The sequence below is a fragment of the Pseudarthrobacter sp. NPDC092202 genome (genome assembly GCF_044755505.1).
GTDB lineage: Bacteria > Actinomycetota > Actinomycetes > Actinomycetales > Micrococcaceae > Arthrobacter.
This window is the reverse complement of record NZ_JBIVRG010000008.1, coordinates 62,081-75,442: the sequence shown is the minus strand read 5'-3', so window position 1 is coordinate 75,442 and position 13,362 is coordinate 62,081. Positions and strand designations below refer to the sequence as shown.

At 65.6% G+C, this 13,362-nt stretch carries 12 protein-coding genes; 3 read left to right on the top strand and 9 right to left on the bottom strand.

Annotated elements, in window-relative coordinates:
* The first annotated feature begins 3 nt into the window (after positions 1 to 3).
* Positions 4 to 900 carry a formyltetrahydrofolate deformylase gene (gene purU / locus ACIQF4_RS13415; RefSeq protein ID WP_400517004.1) on the top strand — a complete coding sequence of 299 codons (897 nt, stop codon included), beginning with the start codon at positions 4 to 6 and terminating at the stop codon, positions 898 to 900.
* 101 nt (positions 901 to 1,001) lie between these two features.
* On the opposite strand, the gene ACIQF4_RS13410 is transcribed toward purU, so the two are convergent.
* The 9 genes from ACIQF4_RS13410 to ACIQF4_RS13370 form a co-directional block, all read right to left on the bottom strand.
* Positions 1,002 to 2,795: an FAD-dependent oxidoreductase gene (locus ACIQF4_RS13410; RefSeq protein ID WP_400517005.1), complete on the bottom strand. Its 1,794-nt coding sequence runs from the start codon at positions 2,793 to 2,795 to the stop codon at positions 1,002 to 1,004.
* Between the two features lie 12 nt (positions 2,796 to 2,807).
* The gene (locus ACIQF4_RS13405) at positions 2,808 to 3,647 is read right to left on the bottom strand and encodes an aldo/keto reductase (protein ID WP_400517006.1); all 840 of its coding nucleotides are present in this window, start codon (positions 3,645 to 3,647) and stop codon (positions 2,808 to 2,810) included.
* Positions 3,644 to 4,513: a sugar phosphate isomerase/epimerase family protein gene (locus ACIQF4_RS13400; protein ID WP_400517007.1), complete on the bottom strand. Its 870-nt coding sequence runs from the start codon at positions 4,511 to 4,513 to the stop codon at positions 3,644 to 3,646. Before ACIQF4_RS13400 ends, ACIQF4_RS13405 begins: the two co-directional genes overlap by 4 nt.
* On the bottom strand, positions 4,510 to 6,576 hold the full coding sequence (locus ACIQF4_RS13395) for an FAD-dependent oxidoreductase (RefSeq protein ID WP_400517008.1): 2,067 nt from the start codon (positions 6,574 to 6,576) through the stop codon (positions 4,510 to 4,512). The genes ACIQF4_RS13400 and ACIQF4_RS13395 overlap by 4 nt, the downstream gene beginning before the upstream one ends.
* Before the next feature lie 9 nt (positions 6,577 to 6,585).
* The gene (locus ACIQF4_RS13390; protein WP_400517009.1) at positions 6,586 to 7,710 is read right to left on the bottom strand and encodes a Gfo/Idh/MocA family protein; all 1,125 of its coding nucleotides are present in this window, start codon (positions 7,708 to 7,710) and stop codon (positions 6,586 to 6,588) included.
* Between the two features lie 67 nt (positions 7,711 to 7,777).
* Positions 7,778 to 8,515, bottom strand: a complete 738-nt coding sequence (locus ACIQF4_RS13385) for an SDR family NAD(P)-dependent oxidoreductase (protein ID WP_400517010.1) — start codon at positions 8,513 to 8,515, stop codon at positions 7,778 to 7,780.
* On the bottom strand, positions 8,515 to 9,423 hold the full coding sequence (locus ACIQF4_RS13380; protein ID WP_400517011.1) for a shikimate dehydrogenase: 909 nt from the start codon (positions 9,421 to 9,423) through the stop codon (positions 8,515 to 8,517). The genes ACIQF4_RS13385 and ACIQF4_RS13380 overlap by 1 nt, the downstream gene beginning before the upstream one ends.
* The gene (locus tag ACIQF4_RS13375) at positions 9,420 to 10,835 is read right to left on the bottom strand and encodes an MFS transporter (RefSeq protein WP_400517012.1); all 1,416 of its coding nucleotides are present in this window, start codon (positions 10,833 to 10,835) and stop codon (positions 9,420 to 9,422) included. Before ACIQF4_RS13375 ends, ACIQF4_RS13380 begins: the two co-directional genes overlap by 4 nt.
* A 155-nt stretch (positions 10,836 to 10,990) precedes the next feature.
* A complete protein-coding gene (locus ACIQF4_RS13370; protein WP_400517013.1) occupies positions 10,991 to 11,908 on the bottom strand; it encodes a LysR family transcriptional regulator in 918 nt (305 codons plus the stop codon).
* 65 nt (positions 11,909 to 11,973) lie between these two features.
* On the opposite strand from ACIQF4_RS13370, the gene ACIQF4_RS13365 reads away from it, so the two are divergent.
* Both ACIQF4_RS13365 and ACIQF4_RS13360 read left to right on the top strand, forming a co-directional pair.
* Entirely contained in the window at positions 11,974 to 12,870 is an 897-nt protein-coding gene (locus tag ACIQF4_RS13365; protein WP_400517014.1) for a LysR family transcriptional regulator, read from the top strand.
* Positions 12,871 to 13,062: 192 nt separating this feature from the next.
* Entirely contained in the window at positions 13,063 to 13,353 is a 291-nt protein-coding gene (locus tag ACIQF4_RS13360) for a YciI family protein (protein ID WP_400517015.1), read from the top strand.
* Positions 13,354 to 13,362: the final 9 nt, after the last annotated feature.

The following is a 13,362-nucleotide window of genomic DNA, read 5'->3' as shown; positions in this document are numbered from 1 at the left end:
ACCATGACTGCTACTGAGATTGAAACTTCCGTCCCGCAGCCGGTGACCACCGTGGAGCATGTCCTGACGCTGGACTGTTCTGAGTCCCCCGGGATTGTCCACGCCGTGTCCGGCTTCCTGCTGGAGCATGGCTGCGACATCATTGACAACCAGCAGTTCGGCGAACGGTCCGAAAAGCATTTCTTTATGCGGGTGCATTTTGCGTCCGACGGCGACGCCTCCACCGCGGATACGCTGCGGGCCGCTTTCGGTCCCGTTGCAGAGCGCTTTGGGATGCGCTGGCGCTTGGAACCGCACGGCTCCAAGCGGCGGGTGCTGATCATGGTGTCCAAGTTCGGACACTGCCTCAACGACCTGCTGTTCCGGGCACGGATCGGCGAGCTGCCGGTGGATGTGGTGGCCGTGGTCTCGAACCACACCGACCACCAGGCGCTGGTGGAATGGCACGGCATCCCGTTCTTCCACGTGCCGGTCACCGCTGACACCAAGCCCGCGGCCGAAGCGCGCCTGCTGGAACTGGTGGACGAGTTCGATGTGGAGCTCGTGGTGCTGGCCCGGTACATGCAGGTGCTCAGCGACAACCTGACCCGCAAGCTGGACGGGAAGGCGATCAACATCCACCACTCGTTCCTGCCCAGCTTCAAGGGCGCCAAGCCGTACCACCAGGCCTACGCCCGCGGCGTGAAGACCGTCGGTGCCACCGCGCACTACGTCAACAGCGAGCTGGACGAGGGACCAATCATCTCCCAGCAGACCGTGGAGGTGGACCACACCTACGGGCCCGAGGACCTGGTGGCCGCGGGGCGCGACACCGAATGCAAGGCCCTGTCCAACGCGGTGCGCTGGCACTCCGAGGGCCGGGTCATCCTGCAGGGCAACCGCACCGTGGTGCTGCGGTAGCCCATTCAAAACGATGGACGGCGTCGGCCGGCCGCCCCGAAAGGGTGGCCGGCGGCGTCGTCAAACTTTGCCTGCGCAGGCAAGCGGCGCTTTGCTTCCCCTCAGGATGAGGAGGCGGTCGCTGCCGGCGCATGGTCGCCGTCGTCTTCGTAGCGCGTGGCGTTGGCGAGGTCGCGTCCGGCTATGTAGCCAAAGGTCAGTGCCGGTCCGAGGTTGATTCCTCCAGCAGGGTAGTGTCCGCCCATGACCGAGGCCTGGTCGTTGCCCGCAACGTAGAGGCCCGGAATGGGATTGCCCTGCGTATCCAGGACCCGCGAGCGCGCATCGGCTGCGAGCCCGGCGAAGGTGCCGAAGGAACCGGGGACAATTCTCACCGCGTAGAACGGGCCCTTTTCCAGGGGGCGCAGGGAGGGGTTGGGCCGGTTGCCGGGGTCGCCGCCGTACCTGTTGAACTCGGTCCCGCCGCGGCCGAACTCGGGATCCGTTCCCGTGCGTGCATTGGCGTTGAAAGCCGAAACCGTCTCCGCCAGCCCTTGGGGATCAATGCCGCAGGCGGCGGCCAGCTCCTCAAGGGTGTTGCCTTTTTTGAGGTAGCCGGAGCGCACGTAAGGGAATAGCGGTACCGGCAGCGGCTTGGCCATGCCCAGGGGGAACTTGCGGACAAAGGTTGCATCGGCGATTTGCCAGGCCTCCACGGGTTCACCCTCTGGCGTCGCATTGAGCAGCCCTTCCACATAGTCGTAGTAGCCGTTGGCCTCGTTGACGAACCGTTTCCCGTCCCGCCGGACTCCGATGCTTCCCGGCTTGGCCCGGTCCATGATGTGCGGGAACGTTCCGGTCCGCCCGCTCCGGTAGGGGACCAGCGACACCGGGCACCACGCGGCAGGCGACGCCATGTCTGTCTCGAAGCGGGCGCCCACGGCCTGGGCCATGGTGATGCCGTCCCCGGTTGTCTCTTTTGGCGCGAGCGTCCAATGCTCCCTGCCCGTGGGTGTCTTCGGGAACAGTGCTTTGCGGCGGGAGACGTCATTGGGGAAGCCGCCTGCGGCCAGGACGACGCCGCGGGAGGCGTTGATCTGCAGTTCACCGTCCGGGGAACTGACGACGGCGCCTGTCACTTTGCCCGAGCCGTCGGTGAGCAGGTGCCTGGCAGGGGTGGAGACGCGGATCTCCACCCCCAGGTCGTCAGCGGACTTGAGGAGGCGGCCGGTGAGGGCCGTCCCGTTGACGAGCTGCATGTTCCGGCGGTGCGTGAGCAGGTCCAGGACATGGAAAGCTACCCGCCACCCGGCATGGACGATGCCCCGGATGTTTCCGCGGGAGGCGGAGAGGAACTTGGTCAGATCCGGGCCGGCCATGATGCCCATGCCCAGGAACGACGTCTCGTACAGCTGGTGGCGCATCTTGGCCCGCAGCTCCGGCCTGATCCGGCGGGCGTTCATTGGCTTGGGACCCACCGAGCGGTGGCCGGTGCCAGCCCCCGGCGTGCTGCCGTAGATGTCCTTGATCTTGGCTCCGGGCACGAACTGGAGGCTGGTTTTGTCTTGGAAGAAGCCCACCATATGGGGGACTGCCTCCAGGAAGGCCTCAACCCTGTCTTCCTTGTAGTTTCGGCCGAGCCGGTGGCGCAGGTAGGTGCGGAACAGCTCATGGTCCTCGTTGACGCCGTCGGCCTTGGCCAACGGGTTGCCGGGAGTCCAGGCCCAACCGCCGGACCACGATGTGGCCCCGCCGCAGACCGCGGCCTTCTCTACCACGATGACTTTCAGGCCGTGGTAGGCGGCCGTAACCGCTGCGGAAAGGCCGCCGGCTCCGGAGCCCACCACCAGGACGTCACAGTCGACGCCGGGCAGGGCGGGTGCAGATGCTGGTTCTAGGGGTGATGGTGCAGTCATGTCAGTGCTTTCTCAGTGGAAGAAGGTATCCGGATCCAGGCGTGGCGGCGCGCCGGTTTCCAGGGCGTCGATTGCCGCCATCTGTTCCGGCGTCAGGGAAAAGCCGAAGACGTCCAGGTTCTCGCGCTGGCGGTGGAGGTCGGCGGACTTTGGGACCGCTACCCGGCCATGCTGCACGTGCCAGCGCAGGACGATCTGGGCCGGTGTCCTGCCCAGCTCCATGGCGGGCCCCCTGACCGCAGGATGGTCGAGGAAGTTGCCGTTGCGGCCCAGCGGGCTGTAGGCGGCGGTGAGGATGCCGTGCTCCCGGTGGTAGGCGAGCTGCGCAGGCTGACCGTGCTCGGGGTCGACCTGCACCTGGTTCAGCGGCACGGCCAGGCCTGCATCCTGGACCAGCCGAAGGTGGCCTGGAGTGAAGTTTGACACGCCCCAGGCCCGGATTGAACCGTCGTTGACCAGGTCCTGCAGTCCTTCACAGGCCTCGACGAACCGGCCCTGCCCAGGGTTGGGCCAATGGACCAGGAACAGGTCCACATAGCCGGCCTTGAGCCGTGCCAGGGATGCTCCGAGGGCATCGCGCACTCCGCCACGGCTGTGCCATTGGGTGTTGAACTTCGTGGTGAGGAACAGCTGCCCGCGGTCGATTCCGCTGCGGCGGATCCCCTCCCCCACGGCTGCCTCGTTGGCATAGTTCTCGGCCGTGTCGATGTGCCGGTAGCCGTTCGAAATAGCCTGGTTCACTGCTGTGGCGGCATCCTCGCCCGTCAGGGGCCATGTTCCCAGGCCAATAAATGGAATGTGGACACCCGGGGTCAGTTCCGCCGTCGTCAGGTCTGCATTGATGACGCTCATCTCGCCTCTGCCCCATGCGGTGTCCCGCTTTGCCGAAGGGTGCGGGCCTCCGCCAGCACCGCATCCATGCCGGCTTTGAGGCGGCGTGCCCACCCGAGCCCGCCCATCTCTGCCACGCGCCGGTCCGAGGGAACCTCAGCGCTCACGGGAAGGTTGTCAGGAAGTGCGGCAACTGCTTCAGAAAGGTCGAACCCACCGTCACCGGGCACCGCCCGCTCTGAGCGGGATTCGATGACCAGCTCCTCGCGGCTGCCGGGCCGTTCTGCAGGGCCGTCGCAGAGCTGGAGCAGCGGCACGAGGTCTGCGCTGGCCCGCAGCTCTTCCCACTGGGCGGCGGCCGCTGGACCGTTGTAGCGGTTGAAATGCAGGGTATCCACCACGATGCGGCAGCCGGCCTGGCGGGCGATATCCGCGGCCTGGGCGATCGAGGCAACCGGCTGGTAGGAGATTGCTTCCAGGGTTGGGGTGATGCCGAAACTTCGGCCGTCCTCGGTCATCCGGGAAAGGGTGTGGACCAGCCGGGCGTTGTCCGGATCGGCTCCCGCCACAGTGAGGGAACGTGCCCCCAGGGCCTCGCCCGCTTCCATCATCCGCAACCAGGCGTCCCTCTGGTCGCTGCCGTCCAGGAGCAGGAATTCGATGTCCCGAACGGTCACGCCGGTGTCCTGCATCCGCGCGAGTGTTTCGCGCAGCATCGCCGAACCAGGCTGAAGGTCATAAGGGCGTTCCGCGGGCGTTACGGGACGGACGCGCACACCGACAAAATCAAAGCCCGCCTGGGCGGCGATGCCCACGAGGTCCGGCGGTGCGGTTCTAAGCAGGGACAGCTGGGCCAGGCCGACGTGGCGGGCCGGGTTGGGCGTCACGAGTGTGCTCCGTTCAAACTCAGTTCGTTGGTAGTGGCGGTTCCAGACGCCAGCAACGTGGCGATCCGTTGTGCTGCGTCATAGCCGCTCTTGATGGCGTTGGAGGCGATGGCCGGCGTCTGGTCCACCACGGTTCCGGCCATCGTCACCGGCACCCCGGCTTCGCGGCTCAGGTCCGCGTCGCGGAGGTCTGCCGGGACAGTGCCGTCCAGCGGAATCACGGACCGCGAGACCAGAAGCGGTCCCGGCGCGTCCAGCCATTCGCCTTCAGGAGGAAGGCCCGCACCGCTGATCCGGATCCGTGCGCCGTCGTACTCTTCGATGACCGAGCCGAGCCGGATGCGCACCCGTGGGTTGGCCTGGAGTCGGGGCACGGCCAGGATCTTGGCCCTGCGGCCGGATTCCGGGGCGACGGCCTCCTGGGGGCCCACCAGAAGGACGGCGGTCCCCTTGTGGGCCAAGGTATCAGCGACGCTCATGGCAACGGAGTCTGCTCCCCAGATGGTCACGGCATCCGGAACATCGGATTTTGCCGCGTCGGCGCTGAGCACTTCCGGGTGGGTGGCGAGCCAGTCGCGGACGTCTGTAACGTTGGCGGACTCTGCTCCAATGAACCCGGCCACGGGCCGGAGCCCGCCGGTGGCCAGCACGACGGCGTCTGCCGCGGCATCTCGCACCAGCTCGTCCAGGTGCGCAGTATCCATGCGGGATCCCAGTCGGACGTCGATGCCCAGCAGCGCATTTTCCTCGACGGACCATTGGGTGAAGCGGTGGAAGTCCGGGGTGGACTTCATCCGCTCCGCAAGGGCGAATTGGCCCCCGGGGCGCGCACCGTCGTCGAACACGGTCACCTGCGCACCCGCTTCGGCGAGTTCCCGGGCGGCGGTCAGGCCCGCGGGGCCGGCGCCCACCACCACTACCCTGGCGCCGCCGCGGACGGCAGGTGTGGGGACGGGGACGCGGGAGCGCCCCACTGCAGGGTTGACAGTGCAGGTGACCTGGCCGAGGCCCAGGTTGTCGATGCAGACGTTGCAGGCGATGCAGGGCCGGTACCGTTCACCGCGCAGGACACCGCCCACGAAGGCCGGGTCCGCGTGGATGGCGCGGGCCAGGCTGACGAAGTCGCAGGTGCCGTCGCGGAGGACTTCCTCGATGATGGCGGGTGAGTTGAGCCGGCCGGCCATGCCCAGCGGCAGTCCGAACCGGCGGTAGGCCTTGGCGTAGTCGGCCAGGATGCCGGGCTTCCATTCACCGGACTGGACGATCCACTCGCCCGCCTCGTAGCTGCCGGCGGAAAGGTCCAGGAAATCCAGGTGTTCAAGGTGCGCCTTCGCAATGATGTCCACCTGTTGCCCGGCCGTGATGCCGCCCGCCGGGCCTTCCACCACGGAGACGCGCATGCCAACGATCGTGTCCGGGACTGCCGCCCGGACGGCGTCGATGACCAGGTTCAGGAAGCGTTCGGGCGCGGCGAACTCGTCCATGCGGTGGTTGGAAATGGGCGACATGAACTGGTGGATCAGGTAGCCGTGCGCACCGTGGATGTTGATGGCATCGAAGCCGGCTTCCACGGCACGGCGGGCAGCTTGGGCATAGGCCTCCGCGAGCTCGTGGCACTCTTCGCTCGTCAGCTCGCGGGGAACCTCCCCGCCGGCCACCTCGCACGGCACCGGTGACGGCGCCACGTTCTTGAGACCGCTCACAGCGGCCTGGGCGGTGCGGCCGCCATGGTTAAGTTCGACGGCGGCAAGGGCGCCCTCCGCGTGCAGGGCGTCGGTGAGTTTGCGCAGGCCCGGGATCATGGCATCACTGTGCAGGCCGAGCTGGTGGGTGCGGCCCTTGCCGTCGGCACGGACATAGGTGGCCTCGGTGGTGACCATGCCGAGGCCGGCTTTGGCGCGGGTGACGAGGTAGTCGATGTACTGCTCCGTGATCCGGCCGTCCGCGGTGCCGTAGTTCCGCTCCATGGGAGCTGAGGCAAGGCGGTTACGGAGGGTCCTTGGGGTACGGCCGTTACGGCCGAGCAGCAAGGGGCGGGAGGCGTGGGGTGTGTTCTGTTCCATGACTTTTCCTTAGCCCGCAGCCTGTGCCTGGGGTTGGGTACCTGCCGGCAGCGGGGCGAAGCGGACCGGCTGGCCGGTCCTGGACGATTCGTAGACTGCCAGCAGGATCCGCAGTGCAGCCATGGCGTCACGCCCGGTGATTGCCGGTTCGCCGCCATTCCGGAGTGCGTGCACAAAATCGCTGACCTGGGCCGTGTGGTGCGGGATGAGCTGGCCGTTGATCGTGGCCAGGGGGACGTTCGGCTCCACGCCTTCGGGGTAGGCAGGCTCAGTGTTGATGGTCCCGGATACGGCCCACAGGTCCACCCGCCCGTCGCTGCCCTCCGGGAATTCTGTCAACGAAGCGGAGGCACCGGTCTCCCCTGTGATCCTGAGCTGAACGCCAAGGCTCGGGGACACCGCCGTCGACGCTTCGAGGGTAGCCATGGCGCCGGAGGTGAACGTGATGACGGCCGTCGCCGAATCTTCCACCTCAATGTATTCGTTGTGTTTGTATGCGGTGATTTTTCCGTAGACCTCGGCCACGTCACCCATGAACCACTGGAGCAAATCGATGTAGTGGATGGCCTGGGTCATCAGGACTCCGCCGCCGTCGTTGGCCCAGGTTCCGCGCCAGGGGTCCCGGGAATAGTATTCCGGTTCGCGGAGCAGCATCACCGAGCATTGGCCCATGACGGGCCGGCCCAGCGTGCCGTCATCGATCGCTGCGCGGATGCGTTGGGCGGCGGGCCAGAACCGGCGCTGGAAGAGGACGCCGAGCTTCACGCCGGCGTCCTCGCAGGCCTTCACCATGCGCTCCGCCGATCCCAACTCGATGGCGATCGGCTTTTCGCAGAGAACGTGGACCCCTGCCGCAGCTGCCTGCAGCACCACTGCTTCGTGGGTGGGGTGCGGCGTGCAGACCGAGACGACGTCCAGGTCCAGGTCCAAAAGTTCCTGGACCGAGTTCACTGCCGCCGCTATGTCCCACGCCTCGGCGGTACTGCGGGCTCGGGCCGGGTCCGTGTCGCAGACTCCGACTATGTCAACGTTCTCAAGTGCCCGGAATGCCTCAAGGTGGTTGCAGGAGATCGCTCCGCATCCTGCGATTCCCACGCGGAGGGAGCGGGCGGTGACGGGTGGGGCGGTGGTCATCTGTGGTGCCATCTTTCTGCTGCTGTTGCGAAACTGTGCTGCGGTCCGGCAGGAGGCCGGTGCCGGGCTAATAGGTGGCCCGGCCGCCGGAGAGATCAAAAACGAAGCCTGTGGTGTAGGAGGCGGCCGGCGAAACGATGAACTCGATGAGCGAGGCCGCTTCGGAGGGCTGTCCGAACCTGCCCATCGGAATCCTGGCCGCCTGGGCCGCCTGCTGCTCGGCCGGAACTTCCGCGAAAAGCGGAGTCACTATATTGCCCGGTGCCAGGGCATTGACGGTGACGCCGGAGAGCGCGAACTCCCTGGCGAGTGACTTGACGAGGCCAAGGATTCCGGCCTTGCTGGCGGAGTAGGCGGGCATGTTGACAACGCCTTCCTTGCCCGCCGTAGAGGAGATGTGAAGCAGGCGGCCGTAGCCCGCCTCGGCCATCCGCGGCAGGACCGCCCGGGAGACGATGAATGCCCCTGTCAGGTTGATCCTCATGATCCGTTCGAAGTCTTCGACCGATGTGGCCGCCGCCGGGGCCACCGGACCCAGGATGCCCGCGCAGTTCACCACTGCGTCAAGCCCTCCCATGTCCTCCGCTGCTGCCGATACGGCCGCGGCAACCGACTCAGGGTCGGCGACGTCCATCGCCAGTGACGAGGTTCCGGGTTCTCCGGGCCAGGTGGCTGTGGGCAGGTCCGCACCGACGACGGCCGCCCCGGACGCCCGAAGGCATGCCGCCGTAGCACGCCCGATGCCGCTGGCTGCTCCGATCACCAGGCAACGGGATTCGGCGATGGTGCTGGGTGCTCGGCGCATCAACTGGCCGTCCGTCGGAGCGTGCTGAGCATGTGGTCGGCGTCGGCGGGGATCCCGGTGAAAAGCTCGAAGGCGGCGGCTGCCTGCCCCACCACCATCCGTCCGCCATCGAGTACTGCGCAGCCCTTGCCCCGCGCTGCCTTGACCAGCTGGGTTTCGAGTGGCCGGTAGACCACATCTGCCACCCAGAGCCCCGGGTGGAGCAGCTCGGGATCCACGGGAATTCCCGGGTGGCCGGTCATTCCGATGGGGGTTGTGTTCACCAGTCCATCGGCATGTTGGATGCTGCCGGCCACTGCGTCCGTCCTGGTTACAGATATGTGGCTGTCCGGAAAATGCGGGGCCAGCCGGGCTGCCAGGCCTTCGGCCCTTGCCGGTTCGATGTCAGCGATGACCAGGTTCCGGGTTCCCGCCCCGAGCAGTCCGAACGCCACAGCCGCGCCGGCCCCTCCCGCCCCGATTTGCACCACGGAGCCGGTTGCGGCATGCGGGAGTCCGGCCCGGAGGCCGTCGGTGAAGCCCGCATGGTCGGTGTTGTGGCCCACAGCCTTGCCGTCGTGGAACGTGACGGTGTTGACGGCACCGAGGACCAGGGCATCCGCTGAGAGTTCATCCAGGCCGTCCTGCACCAGTTGCTTGCTTGGGTGGGTGATGTTAAGGCCGTCGTATCCGAGGTTAGCTGCGTTTCGAACCAGCGCCGCGGACTTCCCGGCCTCCTGTCCGATGGCATCCAGATCGATGACACGGTAGGTGTAGTAAAGGCCAAGCCTGCCGGCCTCCGCCTCGTGCAGGCCCGGGGTGAGCGATCCGCTGATGCCGGCACCGAGCAGCCCCACCAGGAACCGGTGGCCGGTGTCCGCTTCGCGTGGCCGGAACGCCCACGTGCCCGCCAGGGTTTGCTGGTTCATGCCCGTGCCTTGTCGGCAACGGCACCTGCGGTGGCGCCGCCAGTGCTGGATTGCAGGCTGGCCGGCTCCGGGGTGGCGGACGACGCCGGGTGGAGGCGCGGGTTTGATTTCTTTAGTCCCAGCAGGGCCGTGGGAGTCTTGAAAGTCTCAGGTGCCATCAGCGCCGCGACGGCCGAGATGGCACAGGCTACGGCGGCGAAAGTTGCAACAGGCACCCAGTTGGCCCTGTTGCCGCCGATCAGCAGCTCGGAGATCACCGGCGCGAATCCGGCCAGAAGGAGGCCGAACATGAGGCTGATGGCCATGCCCGAGTACCGCACCTTGACCGGGAACTGCTCAGGGAAGTAGGCCGGGTAGATCGAGTTGGTGGCGGTGTAGGCAAAACCTATGAGCAGGATGCCGGTGAGGAAGATCAGGGGAACGTTCCCGGAAGACAGCGCTGAGAAGAACACGAAGATCATCACCATCTGCAGGACCAGGCCGGAGAGGAATACAGGTTTGCGGCCAACGCGGTCCGAAAGGATGCCGGCCACCGGGCCCATGGCCACCGCCGCAAGGTTGGCCACCGCGATGACGGTCAGCATCAGCCCCTTTTCCACGCCCACAACCGACGTGGCGTAGGAGAGGGCGAAGACGTTGATGATGGTGTTGATGATGGTGAAAAGGGACATAGCAGTGACACGGATAACGGTGGCCCAGTGATGCCTGAACAGCGTCACCATGGGCACTTTGACCACTTCGTCCTGGGCTTTGACTTCCGCGAATACGGCCGGTTCTTCGAGGAGCCGGCGGAGGACAAAGGCGATGACGGTGACTACGGCACTGGCGAGGAAAGGGATCCGCCAGCCCCAGGCGAGCAGCTGGTCCTCCGGCATGGACGCCACGGGAATGAAGACGAGCGTTGAGAGCACAATGCCGAACATGATGCCGCTCATGGTCCAGCTGGTGTAGAAGGCGCGCTTCCGGTCAGGTGCATGCTCAAGGGTGAGGGAGCTGGAGCCGGGTGATTCGCCACCGGCCGAGAGCCCCTGAAGGAGCCTCAGCAGCACAATGAGGATGGGTGCCGCCATTCCGATGTCGTTGTAGGTGGGCAGGCAGCCGATGAGGAAGGTTGAGGCGCCCATCAGCAGGAGGGTTAGCAGCAGCACCTTCTTACGGCCGAACTTGTCGCCAAGGTGGCCGCAAATCACCGCTCCAAGCGGGCGGGCGATGTAGGCAACGCCGACCGTGGCGAATGACAGCAGCATCGCCGACGGGCCCGGGGCAAAGAACAGCTTTCCGAAGATCAGGGCTGCCGCTGAGCCGAAGATGAAGAAGTCGTAGTACTCGAGGGCGCTGCCCACGAACCCTGAAACGGCCGCGATCTTCGCATTGTTTTTTGGACGTGCTGGAGCCGATGTCGACACTGACATGGTGTTCCCTTCGTGTGACTGGGACCGTCCCGGGGCTCTTGGAGAGGGCCTGCGGCGGGACGGTGCGCCGTCTTATGCGGCTTCTCCAACCAGTGTGGCTGTCATCACTTAGTTAGTCCACGACTAAAATGATCTATCACTATGCTCATAATCGACTAAATCCCGGGTGGGACGTCAGGGACTGCGGGAAAGACGTCTTCGACGACGGCGAGTACGGCGGCCAGCACGGCTGAGTCATTCTCGGCAGACCAGGCTATGGCGTGATTCATGAAATGTGGCGGGTCATCCAGGGCCACGTACGTTGCCCCGGAAGGGATAATGCCTGATATTCCGCTGCTCATGAGGGTCACGCCCACCCCGGCTGCAACGAAAGTCAGCACCATGTAGGGGTCGGACAATTCCTGGACAATGCGTGGCCGGAATCCGGCTGCCAGGCAGGCGGTGAGCATCACGTCAGTCATTGACGATGAGCCATCCAGCGGGGGCGAGATGAAATCGTCTTTCGCCAGCGCCCGCAGGGAAATGGATTCTTCATGGGCGAGCGGATGGTCCAACGGAAGCACTGCACCGACTTCTTCGCTTGCAACCAGCCGCGTCACCACGGATGGGGGCGGATCTTCGGGAAGGCCAACAAAAGCGAGGTCGAGGGTACCGTTCGCTACATTGGCCAACCCATCGACCGTCCGCACGCGGCTGGTGAGCTCCATTTTGATGTCAGGGTAGCGGCGGCGTACGGCACGGGTGAGCGGCGGCAGGGTCAGATGATTAACTGCGCCGGAGAATCCGATCCTGATGTTGCCCCGGACGCCGGCAACCTCGGCCTGGGCAGCTTCGCGGGCCAGGCGCATGTCCTGGATGACCCGATAAGCCCGCGGAAGGAGGGCGTGCCCGGAGGGCGTCAGGGCTACGCTTCTGGTGTTGCGTTCAAAAAGCCGCGTCCCCAGATCCGCCTCCAGCTTCCGGATAATTTGGCTCAAAGGGGACTGGGATGTGTGCAGGCGCTCTGCAGCACGGCCGAAGTGAAGCTCCTCGGCCACGGCAACGAACGCTTCCAGCCACCGAATCTCTGTCATGTCTCCAGAATGTACCCTTACGTGGACATCGAATTACCCCCAGGACCGGTGCAGGGAGCAAGAGAGTGGAACTGCGGCAGATCGAAGCGTTCCTTGCCGTCGCGGAGGAGCTGCACTTTGGGCGGGCGGCCAGCAGGCTGAGGATGGCGCAATCTCCGTTGAGCCAAACCATAAAAAAACTGGAAAAGAGTTTGGGCGCGGAGCTGTTCGAGCGCAACACCCGGGCCGTCTCCCTGACGGCTGCCGGGCTGTCGTTCCTGCCCCATGCCCGGAAGGTCGTTGAGGAACTTGACCTCGCCCGCCGTGCGGCCACCACCGAAGCCGGTACGTTTTACGGCCGCCTGGGCATCGGCTTCTCCGGTGCATTGAACCACAAGACGCTCACGCCCCTGACGCGCGCACTGCGGCAACGCTATCCCGAGTTGGAACTGACGCTGTCCGGTGGACTCTTGACCCAGGACGCGCTGAACCTCCTCCGCAACGGCTCCCTGGACCTGTCCTTCGTGGGCCTGCCGGTGGACGCCCCGTCCCTGGCTGCCCGGCGTATCGCGACAGAACCACTCGGCGCCGCTTTACCTGTGGATCACCCGCTCGCCGGCAGGCAGTCCGTTGCCTTGGCGGAGTTGGCCGGCGACGGATTCGTCACCATGCCCGAGGCCCAGGGCTCCACCCTCCGGGAGGCGACATTCTCGGCCTGCACAGCCTCCGGATTCCGCACCCGCGTGGTCCAGGAAGTCTCGGACCCCTACACGGCACTTTCCCTGGTGGCCGGTGGAGTGGGTGTCAGCCTCATGCCTGACTCCGTCGCCGGGATCATGCCCTCCAGTACGGTGTTTATTCCGCTCTCGGGCGCCCTGCCCCGCTTGGAATCCGGCATCGCGTGGAACCCTGCCCTTATCTCCCCTGCGTTGAGGCTGGCACTGCAGGTGGCAGAGGAAGTGCTGCCCACGCCGGCAGGGTGAGCGGCGGTGAGCGAGGGCTCGCGAAGCCGCGGTTGAAGGAGAGACACTAAGTGCCCTGCGCACATAGTGTTTGACCTACTAAGTATTGGACAGCTCACAATTAGCTCTCCATCATTGAGGAACACAGCATGGCTGGTCCCACAGGGGACGACGCCGGCACACAGCTCCTGACTCAATGAAGAGGAAATTTCCATGCCTGCTTTCGCCGTCACATATTCGTACGCGGATGGAACCGCCGCCAGCCGGGACCAGCACCGCCCCAGTCATATCCAGTTCCTGCAGTCGCAGTTCGACCGCGGCCTGCTGGCCAAGTCCGGCCCGTTCGCGCCGGAAGAGGCCCCTGGCGCCTTGCTGATCATCAACGGCGAATCAAAAGCAGACGTCGAAGCCGTCATGGACCAGGACCCGTTCTTCCAGAACAACCTGATTGAAGAACGCAGCATCAGGCAGTGGAACATCTTTTTCGGCGCAGACGAAAAGTAAGGCGGGATA

Bases quoted from the DNA above. Each gene is read 5' to 3' on its own strand.
- ACIQF4_RS13375 (WP_400517012.1), bottom strand. From the start codon at position 10,835: ATGTCAGTGTCGACATCGGCTCCAGCACGTCCAAAAAACAATGCGAAG.
- ACIQF4_RS13405 (WP_400517006.1), bottom strand. From the start codon at position 3,647: ATGAGCGTCATCAATGCAGACCTGACGACGGCGGAACTGACCCCGGGT.
- ACIQF4_RS13390 (WP_400517009.1), bottom strand. From the start codon at position 7,710: ATGACCACCGCCCCACCCGTCACCGCCCGCTCCCTCCGCGTGGGAATC.
- ACIQF4_RS13370 (WP_400517013.1), bottom strand. From the start codon at position 11,908: ATGACAGAGATTCGGTGGCTGGAAGCGTTCGTTGCCGTGGCCGAGGAG.
- ACIQF4_RS13395 (WP_400517008.1), bottom strand. From the start codon at position 6,576: ATGGAACAGAACACACCCCACGCCTCCCGCCCCTTGCTGCTCGGCCGT.
- ACIQF4_RS13385 (WP_400517010.1), bottom strand. From the start codon at position 8,515: ATGCGCCGAGCACCCAGCACCATCGCCGAATCCCGTTGCCTGGTGATC.
- ACIQF4_RS13380 (WP_400517011.1), bottom strand. From the start codon at position 9,423: ATGAACCAGCAAACCCTGGCGGGCACGTGGGCGTTCCGGCCACGCGAA.
- ACIQF4_RS13410 (WP_400517005.1), bottom strand. From the start codon at position 2,795: ATGACTGCACCATCACCCCTAGAACCAGCATCTGCACCCGCCCTGCCC.
- purU (WP_400517004.1), top strand. From the start codon at position 4: ATGACTGCTACTGAGATTGAAACTTCCGTCCCGCAGCCGGTGACCACC.
- ACIQF4_RS13360 (WP_400517015.1), top strand. From the start codon at position 13,063: ATGCCTGCTTTCGCCGTCACATATTCGTACGCGGATGGAACCGCCGCC.